The 15236-nt window shown below is 52.8% G+C and carries 11 protein-coding genes; all 11 read right to left on the bottom strand.

Features of this window, described 5'->3' with window-relative positions:
* The 11 genes from bcsD to dppB all read right to left on the bottom strand — a co-directional run bounded on the left by bcsD (position 1) and on the right by dppB (position 15187).
* The gene (gene bcsD, locus AC0IXI_RS00565) at positions 1-468 is read right to left on the bottom strand and encodes a cellulose biosynthesis protein BcsD (protein WP_064514750.1); all 468 of its coding nucleotides are present in this window, start codon (positions 466-468) and stop codon (positions 1-3) included.
* Between the two features lie 2 nt (positions 469-470).
* The gene (locus tag AC0IXI_RS00560; RefSeq protein ID WP_064514752.1) at positions 471-4316 is read right to left on the bottom strand and encodes a cellulose biosynthesis protein BcsC; all 3846 of its coding nucleotides are present in this window, start codon (positions 4314-4316) and stop codon (positions 471-473) included.
* Between the two features lie 11 nt (positions 4317-4327).
* On the bottom strand, positions 4328-6718 hold the full coding sequence (bcsB, locus tag AC0IXI_RS00555; protein ID WP_064514754.1) for a cellulose biosynthesis cyclic di-GMP-binding regulatory protein BcsB: 2391 nt from the start codon (positions 6716-6718) through the stop codon (positions 4328-4330).
* Positions 6715-8835: a UDP-forming cellulose synthase catalytic subunit gene (gene bcsA / locus AC0IXI_RS00550; RefSeq protein WP_471681795.1), complete on the bottom strand. Its 2121-nt coding sequence runs from the start codon at positions 8833-8835 to the stop codon at positions 6715-6717. Before bcsA ends, bcsB begins: the two co-directional genes overlap by 4 nt.
* Positions 8836-8854: 19 nt before the next feature.
* Positions 8855-9658, bottom strand: coding sequence for a cellulose biosynthesis protein BcsQ (gene bcsQ / locus AC0IXI_RS00545; RefSeq protein WP_034460607.1), 804 nt, complete (start codon positions 9656-9658; stop codon positions 8855-8857).
* Positions 9649-10239 (bottom strand): cellulose biosynthesis protein BcsO, encoded by a 591-nt coding sequence (bcsO, locus tag AC0IXI_RS00540; protein WP_471681794.1) that lies wholly within the window; start codon positions 10237-10239, stop codon positions 9649-9651. The genes bcsQ and bcsO overlap by 10 nt, the downstream gene beginning before the upstream one ends.
* Before the next feature lie 614 nt (positions 10240-10853).
* A complete protein-coding gene (locus tag AC0IXI_RS00535; protein WP_083962930.1) occupies positions 10854-11186 on the bottom strand; it encodes a type II toxin-antitoxin system RelE/ParE family toxin in 333 nt (110 codons plus the stop codon).
* Positions 11187-11259: 73 nt separating this feature from the next.
* Entirely contained in the window at positions 11260-12264 is a 1005-nt protein-coding gene (dppF, locus tag AC0IXI_RS00530) for a dipeptide ABC transporter ATP-binding subunit DppF (protein ID WP_064514760.1), read from the bottom strand.
* Positions 12261-13244, bottom strand: a complete 984-nt coding sequence (dppD, locus tag AC0IXI_RS00525) for a dipeptide ABC transporter ATP-binding protein (protein ID WP_471681793.1) — start codon at positions 13242-13244, stop codon at positions 12261-12263. The genes dppF and dppD overlap by 4 nt, the downstream gene beginning before the upstream one ends.
* An 11-nt stretch (positions 13245-13255) precedes the next feature.
* Positions 13256-14158, bottom strand: a complete 903-nt coding sequence (dppC, locus tag AC0IXI_RS00520) for a dipeptide ABC transporter permease DppC (protein WP_064514764.1) — start codon at positions 14156-14158, stop codon at positions 13256-13258.
* Positions 14159-14167: 9 nt separating this feature from the next.
* On the bottom strand, positions 14168-15187 hold the full coding sequence (gene dppB / locus AC0IXI_RS00515; RefSeq protein WP_034460620.1) for a dipeptide ABC transporter permease DppB: 1020 nt from the start codon (positions 15185-15187) through the stop codon (positions 14168-14170).
* Positions 15188-15236: the final 49 nt, after the last annotated feature.

Raw genomic sequence — 15236 nt, 5'->3', positions numbered from 1 at the left:
TCATCGACTGTTTTGATATCGAAAGTGTACCACTGTTGCAGACGGTGAAGATTCACGCCACAGCGACACATGCGGTTTTCCGCCCTGATCGCGTAACCAGCGGGCGTATACTCCTTCCAGAACCGCGCTAAACGCGCTATTCCAGGAAGCCTGTTGCGCTTCATCCGCAGGAACAGGTAAAGCCATGTGGCGGATCAACATCGCCGTTTCGCTGGCTTCGATATCAATATAGCCCCAGTTGAAACGTGCGAGCTGAACATTTATCTGCGTTTCGAGCTCACCCACAGTTCGCGCTAATGCTAACGGGTGACGCCCGGCCAACGTATCACCCATTTGTATCAGAAACTGGCGGCTTTCCGCTTCGCCTGCATTCGCCACCATGCTGTCTATCATGATGTGGAGCAGAGAAAACCAACCCGGTTGCGTCTGCTGATTTTGAAAATACTGCAAAAGCTGCGCGTCATTCATGATTAATTATTCCCCAGCAGGTAACGGAAGTAGAGTTGCGCGGTACTTTCGTTGTAATCACCAAAGGTGTCATAGCCGACCTGACCACCAATCGTCATATCTTTATTAACTTTGTAGTCGGCTGCGGCACGCAAGTTATAGCCCATACCGCTTTCGCTACTACCGCTGTACCACGCCTCTTTGGCAAAACCTCTGGAGACGTAATCTTCCAGTTGTGATTGCATGGCTGCGTCAGTCGGGAAATACGGGCTTTCGTCCTGGCTGTACGACTGATAACCCAGCGACGCGCCAACAGACATATTCCAGTTATCAAACTTCTGCGTGTAATCCACCGGGAAGGAGACGCTGATATAGTCCTGCGGGCTAAAGTAGCCGCCTTGCCCATAACTGAAGTAGCTGAGGTTTTTCGAGAAGTCCATGTAAGTCATACTGATACCGGTTTTCAGCTCGCGGTCATCAGCACGATATGGACGAATATAAACACCCGCATTTCCGGTGAAGTTGTCGTTACTCGGTACGTTTTCACCGATGTAGTTATACAGCCCGACACCTGCGTAGAAACCGGCATCACCATCGTCGTAGCTCAACTGCGCGCTACCGCCGTTCTTGGTGACCTGGCCCCATTTTTTGCCGCTGTATTTATCTTCCACGCCGACATAAGAGAGCAGGCTGTCGACTACCGCACGGCGCTCGCCGGTCAAAATCAATTTCAGGTAGTCAGTCAGTTGTGGTGACCACTGCACGCCACCAACAACAGTATTCAAATCCTGACCTAACGGTGTTGAGCCGACATCAAGTTTGTACTGCTCACCCGTTAACGCCATGGCGACCTCTACCCCCGCAGTGCTTTGCGAGCCTTGTGAAGGCACCTTGATCTTGTCGATATTTGGCAGTTCAGGCGGTGTAGTGGTTGAGGAGTCATACAAATCCTTGGCAACTTCCCCTTGAATTAATGCTCCCGTACCAAAACGACGGCTGGATTCCTCTGACGAGCTACCGGCATTCAGACTAATTGGCGTAACGTTAAGATCTAAACGCGAATCGCCAAATGGCACCGTTGACCACTGTAGCGGTGCCTTTATCTCGGTGAGTTTGCTCAGGCCACTTTCACCATCGCGACCACGTACAGATACCGCACCTCGTGCCCATGTGGCCGTTTTGTCGGTTAACTGCTCCATCATGTTATCCACCTGGCGCAACGTGCCTGCCTGAGCCGTTTCTACTGGCAGATCGGTACGCGTCGTGCCCGGATATGCAGTTTGCGGATTACGTGCCAGTTGAGCGACTTGCCACGGCATCGCTTCGCCGTACAGTGAATTGGACGCCGTTTGCGGGGCGACAGTAGTTTTCGGGGTAAACGGGTTATCCGCCAACGCCAGGCCACCCAATGTCGGAGCAGTGCCATCACCCACACCTTGAAGGCCAAGCAGTTTTCCACGCGCAGTGCGCAAATAGCTCATCGCCTGTTGGTGGTTGCCATCAGCTTCCGCCACACGCGCCAGCAACAGCAAGCGATCCGGTGTTTCATCGTTACGCAAACCCGCGGCTAGCTGCTTCGCTTTATCCACATCCTTGCTCGCGAGTGCGACATCGATAGCACCCGCGCGCGCATCTTGCTCAGGCGTGTCACGGGTCATCAGATAGTCGTAAACCACGCCAGCTTCTTTGTTCATTTTGCCGGACTGATACAAACGAGCCATCGCAAACATCAGGTCGGTATTTTGCGGGTCGCTCTGCATGGCGCGTATCAGTTTGTCGTACGCTGCCGCATAATTGCCTTGAGTCCGAAGCTGGTCAGCTTCGTTGATCACGTAGCCATTGCGAACGCTGGCAAGCTGAGTTGGCGTGCTGCGCGACTGCAATTCTGGATTAGCAAGAAACGCCTGCGCTTCACGCCCAAGCCCTGCCTGATTAAGTACGGCAATCTGGTCGCCATAGTCGCCCGCGTTGCCCTGCACACCACGACTCATATTGCCGCGCACAATCGCCACGGCAGTACTGACATCACCAGCTTGCGCCAACATTTTTGCCAGTTTGCCAGCGTCTGCCGGGCTTTGCGGTGGGCGTGTCGCCAGTGCTTTTAAGGTATTAGCCGCAGCAACGGTATCACCCTGCGCCAGATAACGTTCCGCAACTGACATTTGCAGGTTGTAGTTCACACGCGCCGCAAGTGTGCGCATATCGCTGGTCTGGCTGGAAGCCGGTATGCGCGACAGCAAAGTCTGCGATTGCTGCCAGGCGTTGTTTTCGCTAGCAAACAAAGCGCCTGCATAGAGCTCAGTATTGGAAGCATTCGGCCGGAAAGATGGCGCCATCACGTTGCTGGCTTCCGCACTGTTGCCTTGTTTTTGTAGCTGGCGAGCTAAATCAAGACGCAACCATGGATCTGACGGATAGCGTGCAACACCTTGCTGCAAAATGGCGATGGCACGTTGTGGATCGCCATTTGCTGCCGCCTGTTGTGCCTGGCGGCGCACTGGGTCAGTTGGGTTGCCACCGGAAACTCGCGGCTGCAACTTCGCTTGTAAGCTTGCAGGCAAGGTTTGCAACATAGCCTGCGCTTCGGCGGTTTTATTCTGCTCACGCAGCACGTAGTAGAGGTTTTCACGGGCTGAGCCATTATTTGGCTGCTCGCTCAAAATACCGCGCAATGTCTGCTCTGCGGCGGCGTAATCTTTATTGTGGCGCTGAACATCGGCGCGGAATAATTTCGCCGCGGCACCACGCTCACCACTTTGCTGCGCCAGAGGCGCACTGAGTGCCAGCGCCTGGCTGACATTGCCCTGTTTAAATGCTGCCTGAGCGCTCGCCAGTTGCCCGTAAAATGCGGCGTCATCAGCTTGCTGTTTGCGTTCATCCGACTGGTCGCCGCCGAGGCTTGCCGCACGGTTTAAGTATTCCGATGCAGCGGTGTAATCACCTTTGCGTTGTGCGATGTAACCCATACCTGCCAGCGCATCGGCATCTTGCGGGTTGGTTTGCAGCACTTGTTCAAACTGGCTTTTTGCCGCATCAGTATTGCCGCTATTGAGTGCGGTAAAACCTTCACCTTTCGCTGTACCACCAATACTTTTACGGTAATGGTCTTGTACCGCCATGTCTTTTGGATGGCGTTGCAGGAAGGTTTGATAATAGGTTTCATCACTCGCCGTTGGGCCAAGCCACAACAATGCCTGACGCAGCGATTTATCAGCGTCTGAGCTGCCGCTCGCCATATTCTGCAGCAGATCTATCCCTTCACGTCGCGTACCTTCCTGATAGGTCAGCACTTTACCCAGCGCAATCTTCCCGCCGTTATCCTGCGGGTTTTGCGCGACAAACTGGCGCAAACCCGCCACAGCTTGCGGATACAGTGATTTATCACCCGCCATCGTCAGATAATATTCTGGTGCGAGGCTTGGCGGTGGCTGATCGCCGTTAAACAAGCTGCGCCAGGTGGCAAGTGCGGCGGGAATGTTGCCGCTTCGCGCCTGCTGACGCGCCAAATCCAGCTGCCCGCGCGGGATTTGCTGAATTTGTTTCGCATTATCGAGTGCCTGCAAATTGTTATCTTGTGGCGATACAGCCGCAAGGCGTTCGCGCCATTGGGCAGCACCTTTGATATCCCCAGCCTGCTGTGCCCACAACGCCATCAGGTACATCGCCTGTGTGTTATTGGCATCAACCATCAGCACTTTTTGCAGCGCTTCTTTTGCCAGCTCGTCATGCGACTTTTCATGCCAGTAATTAGCCTGGTCAAACAGCGCTTTTAATGCCGGATTGTTTTCCGCAGCCTGGGCGCCGAACGTCAGGCCGCCAAAGAAGCACAGAGTTAACAAGCGACGGGCGGTTTTGTTTTTATGATTCATGAGCACCACCTTTACTTACCATCATCCTGAGGATTAAGACGTTTATGCGCGCGTTTTTTCAGTAAGGCATACAAGCTCAAGCCAATCACTGTGGCGAACAACAAACCTAAAATGGCCAGCAGTGCAGAATGCTGGTTGGCATACCAGACCACCATCATGTACCAAGGCATTTGGCCGCTTGGGAACTGTTGGCCAACCCGGAAGCTGCGCACGCCGTTTTCATCGGTAATGATTGAGGCATCACCACGAATTCCGGCGTTAATGCGTGCCGAGGCTAAGTCGGTCTGAAGGCGTGAAAGCTGTTCGTCATTGCTGCCAATTGCCATCACCACCACGCGGTCAGGGTTCCACTGCGAGCGGAAGCTGACAAACCCACGCCATGCCTCGTTAGAGGAGAAGTAACGGTCGGCGGCAATACCGGTTGAGCCCCAATCGCCTTCAAGCCAGCTTTGTACTTTTTGCCAAATTGAACGTTCACGCACACCGAATGAGTGTTCGTTGCTGGTAAACGGCGACTGAGCCAACAGCGTTTTGTTAAAGGTATTTTTGTTGATGGTAGAAACCGCAAGCACGTGGCTTTCTTCGAGGCGTTGCAGGTTGGCACCCGCCGTCGGCACCCCGAACATCACGGCGTTATTATTAAGCGACGTTCCGGTCGCATTGCCTGACCGTGCCGCCATATTCAGGAGTGTGCTGATTTCAGTCTCACCTGGGTTTTCTGGCAGCAGCAACACGGTATGTGCGAAGTCAGCAAAGCGTGAGAACGGGAACGATGCCCCCACGAAGTAAGACAGATTTGGCAGCAGCGAGAAGTGGCGCGTTTTGCTCAAATCAATTGATGAGTTTTCATCAATACGACTCTTGATGTTGTTATTGAGCAGTACGCTACACGGTGCAGTTTCTTTGGTCTGGATATTGAAGTACAACGACAACTGGTTGTCGCCGTAAATCAAATACGGTTCCAGCGCCAGGTTGTAATCTTCCTGACGCGCATCGCCGCCCACTTTGCGCCACAGGGTTTCCAGCGCGCCTTGTTTGTTCACCGGCAGGTTGTGCAAGAATGTGCCGTTGAAGGTCAGAGAAAGATAAGAACGCTCTTCATCAATCCAGCTCTCCGTTGGGAAGCGGTAGCCAAGTTTCACGGGAATGGTTTCACCATCCCATAAGAACAGGTCCGGGGCCGCTCGGAAGGCAACGCTTAACGGCTCATGCCAGATGCCCGTCGCCGTCAGGCTTTGATCTTTGCGCATCAGTTCGGTCAAACGCACCGGGCGATCGGTCGGTATCCAGCGCGGTGCGTCATACGCTTTGCTCACCGGGATTGTCTGGTTTTCTACCGCTGTGCTTGCAGTTTGCCCAGGGAATTTACCCTGAGTTAAACGCCATGCCGCAGCACGCAGTTGCTGGTCTGAATTACCCACTACCAGCAGCAGTTTATAAACCGGGTTGCCTGGATTATCGATAATTTGCAGCATCGGCTTTTGCGTGACTGGCAGCGTCAGGCCGCCAATCTGCTCGCCAGATTTACCAAACAGAATACCGTTCTTCTCCGGCAGTGTGTCGCGCAATGCGTTAAAGGAGATGCCGCGGTAATCCGCCTCAATCCCCAACCAGGAAGCGACTAATGCCGCAGCACTCACTTGCTCTGGTAACGTTTTTGCCGGGAAGGCAAATGTCACGGCAGCCGGAGTCATTTGCATCGCGTCAAAGAACGGGCGTGGGAAATGGCTGAGGTCTGCGCCAATATTGAGCTGCTGCCCTTCCAGGTCCAGGCGCGTATTCGGCATGATGGTGACCTGGTATTTTTCTGACAGGTCACGCAGGCACAGTAAGGCATCGCCATCATTAATTTTGAAGCTGATATTGTTACTCGATACCACCATCGCCGCCGGAATTTCCAACTGGTAGCTCGACACATCGCTATCGGCAGAACCCAGCGGAACAGTCCCTAGCGGCTGACCATTCATCATCAACTGCAATGTAGTATTTCGTGCCGCCATTGCCGGAGACACTTTTAGGTTCAGCGCCAATTGTGCGTTGGTAATGACCTGATCCGACGGCAGCGTGAAATCAATCCCCGCCTGCAACTGGCCGCCGCTGAGCGTAATACCGCGCGGCTGGCCCATTTGCGCCATAGTAATACTGCTGACACTCCCCGGAACAAAGACCGATGGTGCCGCCGCAGGAGCAGGAACCGGCGTTGGAGCTTGCACAGGATCGGGTACAGGCACCGTTTCTGGTGCTGGCATAGAATCTTGCGACTCCACGGCATCTTGCCCCGGAGCCGGTAAATCTACCGGAAGCAACGACTCCACTGTCGTAGGCTCTTCGGCCATAATCGGTGAAGTCAGTACACTAAATGCGAGCAACAACTGACAAACTTTATAGGTCATCCGTTTCATGCAACGTTGTCCTCGCCAGCAGCTGCCATACGTCTTGCTTCTTCCTGACGTAAACGGCGATTTTCGCGGCGTGATTTCCACGTCAGCCAGAACAGGTCAAATACACAACGAATAATGATTAACAGGGAACGGAATGGGTTGTCCTGCGGCTTTGGCGGGTTAATCCACGCATCAGCACGCGCCAGAACCACACGCACCAGTTCACGGCGACGGTCCAGAGGAATCTCTTCAAACTGCAGGCGAATCGCCTGTTCATCGCTGGCAACCACTTGTACCGGAATACTGATTGAACCGGATTTCAGTTGCAGCTCGATCTCTTCGATTTCATCGGTGAGGTGTCGGTCATCCGGTACCGCAATTCGGCAGCCACCCATCGACAAATCGAGTGTATTACTGCGCGATGAGATACCGCTGGCGTAGTGAATAACGACTGGCACTTCAACATCAATACGGATGGTTTTACGCGTCTGGCGCGTTTCACGGGCAACCGCTATAGCCGCCAGCAAGAACACCAGGCTGTACAAGCCCCAACCAACGTTGAGTGCAATAACGTTCGGGTCGACGCCAAAGTAATCATGCGCACAGGCGCGCACTATCCCGGCGATGACCGCCACCGTCAGCAACACCGCGATAATCACGTGGGGTCGCACCACGCTGAAATCGAAGTAACCTACGTTCAGCAGCGCACCTTTGTCCGTCACGTTGAACTTGCCGCGTTTCGGGAAAATCATCGTGATAACCGTTGGCAAAACCAGGTGGAACGCCAGCACCAGGTCGTAAATTTCACCCCAGAAGCTGTAGCGGTAACGCCCGTTCATTCGGGAGTTCAGATAGATAGTGAGCAGCAGGTGCGGCAATGCATAAGCGAAAATCAGGCTTGCTGACGAGTGAATGATGTTCAGGTTAAACAGCAAATACGCCAGCGGTGCGGTGAGAAACGCCACACGCGGCAAAGCGAACTGGAAGTAGAGCATCGCACTGAGATAACAGCAGCGCTGTTGCCACGTCAGGCCACGGCCAAACAACGGGTTATCCATCCGGAATATTTGCGTCATGCCGCGCGCCCAGCGGGTTCGCTGAATCACGTGCAGCACCAGGCGCTCAGTCGCAAGCCCTGCCGCCAGCGGAATATCCAGGAATGCGGATTTCCAGCCAAGGCGCTGCATCTTCAGCGCGGTGTGGGCATCTTCAGTTACGGTTTCAACGGCAAATCCACCAATCTCTTCAAGTGCGCTGCGACGAATAACGGCGCAAGAGCCACAGAAGAATGTCGCGTTCCAGTTATCGTTACCTTGCTGAATTGGGCCGTAGAACAACGAACCTTCGTTAGGGATATTGCGTCCACCCGATAAATTGCGTTCAAACGGATCGGGAGAATAGAAGTAGTGAGGCGTCTGCAACAGTGCCAGTTTTGGATCTTTCAGGAATGCGCCAACCGTCGCTTGCAGGAAAATACGCGTGGCTACGTGGTCGCAGTCAAAGACGCAAATCAGCTCACCTTTGGTCAGCTTCATGGCGTGGTTGAGGTTACCGGCTTTGGCATGCGAGTTGTCGTTTCGCGTGATGTAACCCACACCGACGCCTGCCGCAAAAACCGCAAACTCGCGCCGCTTACCGTCATCGAGCAGATAGATTTTGATCTTATCGCGCGGGTAGTCGATACATTGCGCGGCCAGTACGGTATCGCGCACCACATCGAGGCTTTCGTTGTAGCTGGGAATATAAACGTCCACCGTCGGCCAGGTCGACGTATCGTCCGGCAACGGTACAATCCCTCTCTTTAACGGGAAAGAAGTTTGCAGATAGCTCAGTAATAAAATAACCCAGATAAATAGCTCAGCTAAAAATAGCCCTATTCCGAGGATGGCTTCTATTTCAGAATTAAAGTGCAGCGTTTGGGTGGCGCGAAAATAAATATAACGCGTCGACATCAAGACCGAGACCAGCATCATGATTATCGACACGCTGTGCTTTTTGCTAAAACCTAATACAAACATTATCGCGAGACTGATAAAGCCAAAAATATACTGCTTCTGGCTATCCATAGGCGTAATGATGATCAGCACTGCTATTGGCGCTAACACCAATAGCAGTAAATAGAACAGGACCTTTTTCATAGGACATCCTGAATGATTGTCAGAAATTTGATGTTCTTAAGGCGGTGTGAACCGCGCCATCACCAATTTTTATACCGAGAAGAGCGGCTACGCGTTTACTAATAAGCTCAATATCAAAAGCCGCAGCGGAAGCTGGGCTGAAATCGAATATTGATTGCTGAGAGGCATTAGCTTCAGCCACACTTTCATCGCGGTTAATAACACCAAGCAGGCGATCGCCAAGACGTTGCTGCATAAATGCAGTGACGTCGCGGCTTATATGACGGCGGTTATCACTTTGGTTGAGGACAAAATAATATCCTGCTTTATTGTTTAGCGGCTCGCCAATCAAGCGGTGATTTTCAATATGCGGCAATAGGGAAAGTGAAGCTGTATCCGCAAGCATCGTCACCAGATGCAAGTCGGCCAGATGCGATACGGCTTTCAGTGCAGGATTCGGCCCTGGGGGGAAATCAGCAATAATCACAAGGCCTGGATAGTTCAGCAAAGTGCTTAACCCGCGTAACAGAAAGTGGCTGTCGTTAGTCAGACGCTGTTCAAACTCAAGTCTTTGATCTTCAGTGACGTCACCATATGGCAGTACAAACATATTACTGCCTGCCGTCAGAACTGACTGGCTCCAGTCTGCCGATTCAATGGCTTTCGCGACATAACCCCGTCCATCAGACAAAGGCACACCAAAGTGCAGGCGCAGCGCGTTCTGCACATCAAAATCAATGGCTAACACTTTGCTACCTGCGCGAGCCAACGCATACGCCAGATTGGCGGTAACCGTGGTTTTTCCTACTCCGCCTTTTGGCGAGCAAACACAGACTAGCGGCATGACGCAATCATCTCCAGCAACGGTTGCAGCGGTAAGTCTTTGGCGGGATGACTCCGCGCCGTATTCCCTTTGGGTGCGAACAGTTTGTCAAAACGCACGGGCTCTGTTTTTACCGGCGCAGGGGCCTGCGGCGCTGAAACAGCGGCAGGTTTCACGATTTCTTTTATAGGTTCTATAACCGGTTCAGGTGGTGCAACCACGGGGGCCAGTTGTTCAAATAATGTATTAGTGGTCGGTTTACCAGGCTCGGGCTGCGAAATCGTAGACTTAGCTTCAGGCAATGCACTATTCAGGCTATTGAGAATCGAGCCCTGTGATGCAGTGTTACTGATAGGTTGTGCCGTAATCGGCCTGAAGTGGCTGGCATCAAACTCATCAGCCTTCACTGCTTGCGGCGCAGGAACAGAAATACTCCCGGCCTGAGCAAGCACAGAATCATCATCGCCAGCATTCATTAACTGTTTAATTATCGTCCAGTTACTGGCTTCTGATTGCTGATTTTGCGCCGACATATCCTTGAATTCGATAGCGCCTGTGCGGGTCTTATCCTTGAATCGCTGCAAGTCATCATAGTTTTTCATTGCGACACTCATGATTTATAAGACGTTTCGATGAGATAGTTATTCAAAGCTTATACCAATACTATTAAAAAGGTTTTTTAGTTAATGATTATGACTTATTGACTTCATGAATCATTATTAATTGCCATGCGTTATCATTACTTATTTTATTATTCTTTTTTTGATGAATCGACGGAATTTCAAGCCAATATATAGGCTCAGGAGGTCATTTCTCCACCTTTTTTTCTTATTTATATCTATCTAAGCATGAAGATGCATAGATTTGTGATTAAACGCCATTTAATTCTGATCGATAAAGGTAGCAGACTTTTTTTGTGATTCAACACACATAAAGGAATATTTATAGCCCACTAATATTTCACGATGGATATTAACTTTATTAGGAAAATAAATGTTTTTAGGGAGTTTTGTAGGACAAATACGACAGGATTTGTAGGAAGAATATGACAATAAGGAAATCGCTGGGATTATTTTTGATAATTATCCACTTTTTGTGTGGTTAATTTATGGGGATTAAGGAGAAAAAGAAACTTGTCGCCCTCACCTCAACCTTCCGCTTTGTGCGGAACTATAATCCCTGAATTTGGTCGATAGGGGCATGTAGTTTTAACGATCTAAAGTTCACTAAAATGCACTAACGGCTCCATTTTATGATGCAATATTCTGAGGATAAAAATATCGTTATCGCGGATGCGATAGAAGATGGCATGTAAGCGGTAGTCCACCCCAGGAACACCTTCCGCGATTTCTGAGTTTTCCCGCCCCATTCGCGGCGAATGGACAACCGACAGTAAAACCGAGCGATCGCCTGGAACGAGTCGCGAACGCCCCTGAGTGTTGGGGAAATAATCGGGGTTTACCGCGCAGCAGCGATTTACTTGCCGGGCGCGGGGGTCGCCAGGGGGCTGGCGTTCAGTACAGCATGAGCCACCTGGCACGTTCACCATTTACAACGCTTACAGAGATAACCAAACGTTCGGCTGAACGGAAATCAACAGAGCTTCCATGCTCACACTCTTGTTAACGAATTTCCCCGTTCTCATCCTGATCAACAGCGAAACACGCCACCAGTTGGCCGCCGTACTCTTTGAGCTGCGGTTGCAACTGCGTGCACGGCCCAAAACGGCGGCGGCAGCGGGCGTTGAACGCGCAGCCTGGAGGCGGGTTCAGCGGGCTTGGCAGTTCACCGGTAAGTTTGATGCGTTCGCGGCGGTCGTCCGGATTCAGACGAGGTGTCGCAGAAAGCAGTGCCTGAGTGTACGGATGGAGTGGGTTTGAGAAGATCTGATCTTTCGTCCCTTTCTCTACACAGCGCCCCAGATACATCACCATCACTTCGTCGGCGATGTGTTCAACCACAGACAAATCGTGGGAGATAAACACATAAGACAGCCCCATTTCCTGCTGCAAGTCCATCATCAGGTTCAACACCTGCGCTCGCACGGAAACGTCGAGAGCAGAAACCGGTTCATCGGCGATCACCACGTCCGGGTCGAGCATCAGGCCACGGGCGATAGCGATACGCTGGCGCTGGCCGCCGGAGAACATATGCGGGTAGCGGTCGTAATGCTCGGTTTTCAGGCCAACTTTCGCCATCATCGCCAGCGATTTTTCACGGCGTTCGGCTTTGCTCAGGTTGGTGTTGATTTGCAGTGGCTCTTCAAGGATTTGCCCCACTTTTTTACGTGGGTTCAGCGAGCCATACGGGTTCTGGAACACGATCTGGATTTTCTGGCGACGCAGCTTTTCAGCTGTTTCATCAGGCTTAAGCAGATCCTGGCCCTGATAATACAGTTCACCACCGGTCGGGATTTCGATCATCGTCAGCAGGCGGCCCAGCGTGGATTTACCACAGCCAGACTCGCCTACCACGGCCAGCGTTTTGCCGCGTTCGAGTTCAAATGAAACGCCATCCAGCGCTTTTACCAGGCGTTCCTGGCCGAAAAATCCCTTCTTCACCGGATAGTGTTTTTTCAGGTCGATGGCCTGCAACAGAGGTTGCGCGGTGGCCTTATCGGTACTCATAGCGTTGGCCTCCCGGCATCATCGAGTGGGAAGTGGCATTTGGACTGACGCCCGTTATCCACTATATTCAGTTCTGGCTCTATGCTGCGACATTTTTCGGTGGCATACGGGCAGCGTGGGTTGAGCAGGCAGCCGTTCGGGCGGTCGTACTTACCCGGGACCACACCCGGCAGCGAGGCCAGACGCGCTTTGTCCTGTGCAAACTCAGGCAGCGCACGCAGCAACGCCTGAGTGTACGGGTGACGCGGCGCACGGAAGATATCTTGCGAAGCCCCCGTTTCCACCACTTGCCCGGCGTACATCACGATGATTTTGTGTGCCGCTTCAGCCACCAGCGCGAGGTCATGGGTGATAAGAATCAGCGCCATGTTCTCTTTCTGCTGGAGTTCCAGTAACAGTTCGATGATTTGCGCCTGGATGGTCACATCCAGTGCGGTTGTCGGTTCATCGGCAATCAACAGCTTAGGGCGACAGGCAATCGCCATCGCGATCATGACGCGCTGGCTCATACCGCCGGAAAGCTGGTGCGGGTAGACGTCCAGACGCGAAGCCGCATCGGGAATACCCACCAGGTTCAGCAGGTCGATCGCTCGCTGAACGCGGGTTTTCTTGTTGCCGCCCTGGTGCACTTTGATGGCTTCCATAATCTGGAAACCAACGGTGTAGCAAGGGTTGAGGCTGGTCATCGGGTCCTGGAAGATCATCGCCACTTCGGCGCCGACCAGGTTGCGACGTTCTTTCTCAGAAATCTTTTGCAGATCCTGGCCGTTAAACTCCAGCTTTTCGGCCATCACGCGGCCTGGGTAATCAATCAGCCCCATAATCGCCAGCGAGCTGACCGATTTACCGGAGCCAGATTCCCCAACGATACCGACAACTTCGCCTTGATTTACGCTGTAACTCACGCGGTCTACGGCACGGAACGGTGTCTTTTCGTCGCCGAAATGCACCGATAATTTATTTACATTCAATAACGCCATTACGTAGCCCTTTACTGCTTGAGTTTAGGATCGAGTGCATCACGCAGCCCGTCACCCATCAGGTTAAATGCCAGCACCGTCAGCAGGATGGCGACACCAGGGAAGGTGACCACCCACCAGGCACTTTGTGCGAACTGCAACACATCGGAAAGCATTGTGCCCCACTCCGGTGTTGGCGGTTGCGCACCCATGCCCAGGAAGCCGAGAGCGGCCATATCGAGAATGGCGTTAGAGAAGCCAAGTGAGGCCTGCACGATAAGCGGTGCAAGACAGTTTGGCAGAATGTTGATGAACATCTGACGCATGGAACCTGCACCCGCAACGCGCGAAGCGGTTACGTAATCGCGGTTCACTTCCACCAGCACCGCACCACGCGTCAGTCGCACATAGTGCGGCAAGGCGACGAAGGTGAGCGCCAACGAAGCGTTGACTATCGACGGACCGAAAATCGCCACCAGTACCAGCGCCAACAGCAAACTCGGCAGCGCCAGCATAATGTCGACAACACGCATAATAATGTTGTCGATAATGCCACCGAAGTAACCTGCCACCAGGCCGAGCACCACGCCCATAATCAGCGACAGCAAAACCACCAGGCAACCTACCAGCAGCGACAGACGCGCGCCGTACATCAGGCGAGCCATGATGTCGCGGCCTACGTCGTCAGTACCGAGCAGGAACTGCCAACTGCCGCCATCCTGCCAGACCGGTGGGTGCAGCAGTGAATCACGGAACTGTTCTGCCGGGCCGTGTGGTGCGAGCACGTTGGCGAATATGGCGATCAAGATCATCGCGGTGACATACACCAGGCCGATGACCGCCCCTTTGTTACGTTTAAAGTAGTGCCAGAATTCCTGGAATGGCGTCATAGGAACTGGCGCCGCTACCACTTTGTTTTCAGTTAATTGCGTCATGATGGCCCCTTATTTCTTATGGCGTATACGCGGGTTCACCACGCCGTACAGTAAGTCGACGATCAGGTTCACGAGGATAATCATCGTCGCGACCAACAATACGCCGCCCTGTACTACCGGGTAGTCACGACGTTGCAATGCATCAATCAGCCAGCGGCCAAGGCCCGGCCAGGAGAAGATGGTTTCCGTCAGGATGGCACCCGCCAGCAACGTACCGACTTGCAGGCCGATAACCGTCACAACTGGCAGCATGGCGTTGCGCAGCGCATGAACCACGATGACGCGCATACGCGTCAGGCCCTTCGCACGAGCGGTACGGATGTAGTCTTCACCGAGTACTTCCAGCATTGAAGAACGAGTCATACGCACAATAACCGCCAGCGGGATAGTGCCGAGCACCACGGCTGGCAATATCATATGCATCACCGCATCAATGAAGTCGCCCGGCTCACCCCATATGGCGGTGTCTATCAGCATGAAACCGGTGAGGGGCAAGGTGTCGTCGAGGAATACCGTATCGCTGACGCGCCCTGATACCGGGGTGAGGTTCCAGTAGACGGAAACCAGCATGATTAACATCATACCCCACCAGAAAATAGGCATTGAGTAGCCTGTCAGCGCAAGGCCCACAGAGGTGTGGTCAAACACGGAACCACGTTTAACCGCAGCCAGCACGCCAACCGGAATACCCACGGCAACGGCAAACAACATCGCGCAGACACCGAGTTCCATGGTCGCTTTAAAACGCGGTACGAACTCGTCCCACACAGGAAGACGGCTTTTTAACGAAATGCCCAAGTCGCCGTGCATCACGCCCCAAATATAATGGACGTATTGCTGCCACATAGGCTTGTCGAGGCCAAGTTCAGCCAACAACTGAGCATGACGTTCAGGAGAGATACCGCGCTCACCGGCCATAATCATCACCGGGTCACCGGGAATCATATGCACGAAGGCGAAGGTAAGAAGGGTAATACCGATAAAAGTGGGGATAACTAGCCCCAGACGTCGGAGGATGAACTGCAACATAACCCGGATTCTCTGTAGTGACTGAAAGCCTTGCAGCCTTCAGTCTGTA

It is taken from the genome of Buttiauxella sp. AC038 (assembly GCF_979253565.1).
The sequence above is the reverse complement of the archived record's forward strand: the minus strand, read 5'-3'. Positions and strand labels throughout refer to the sequence as shown.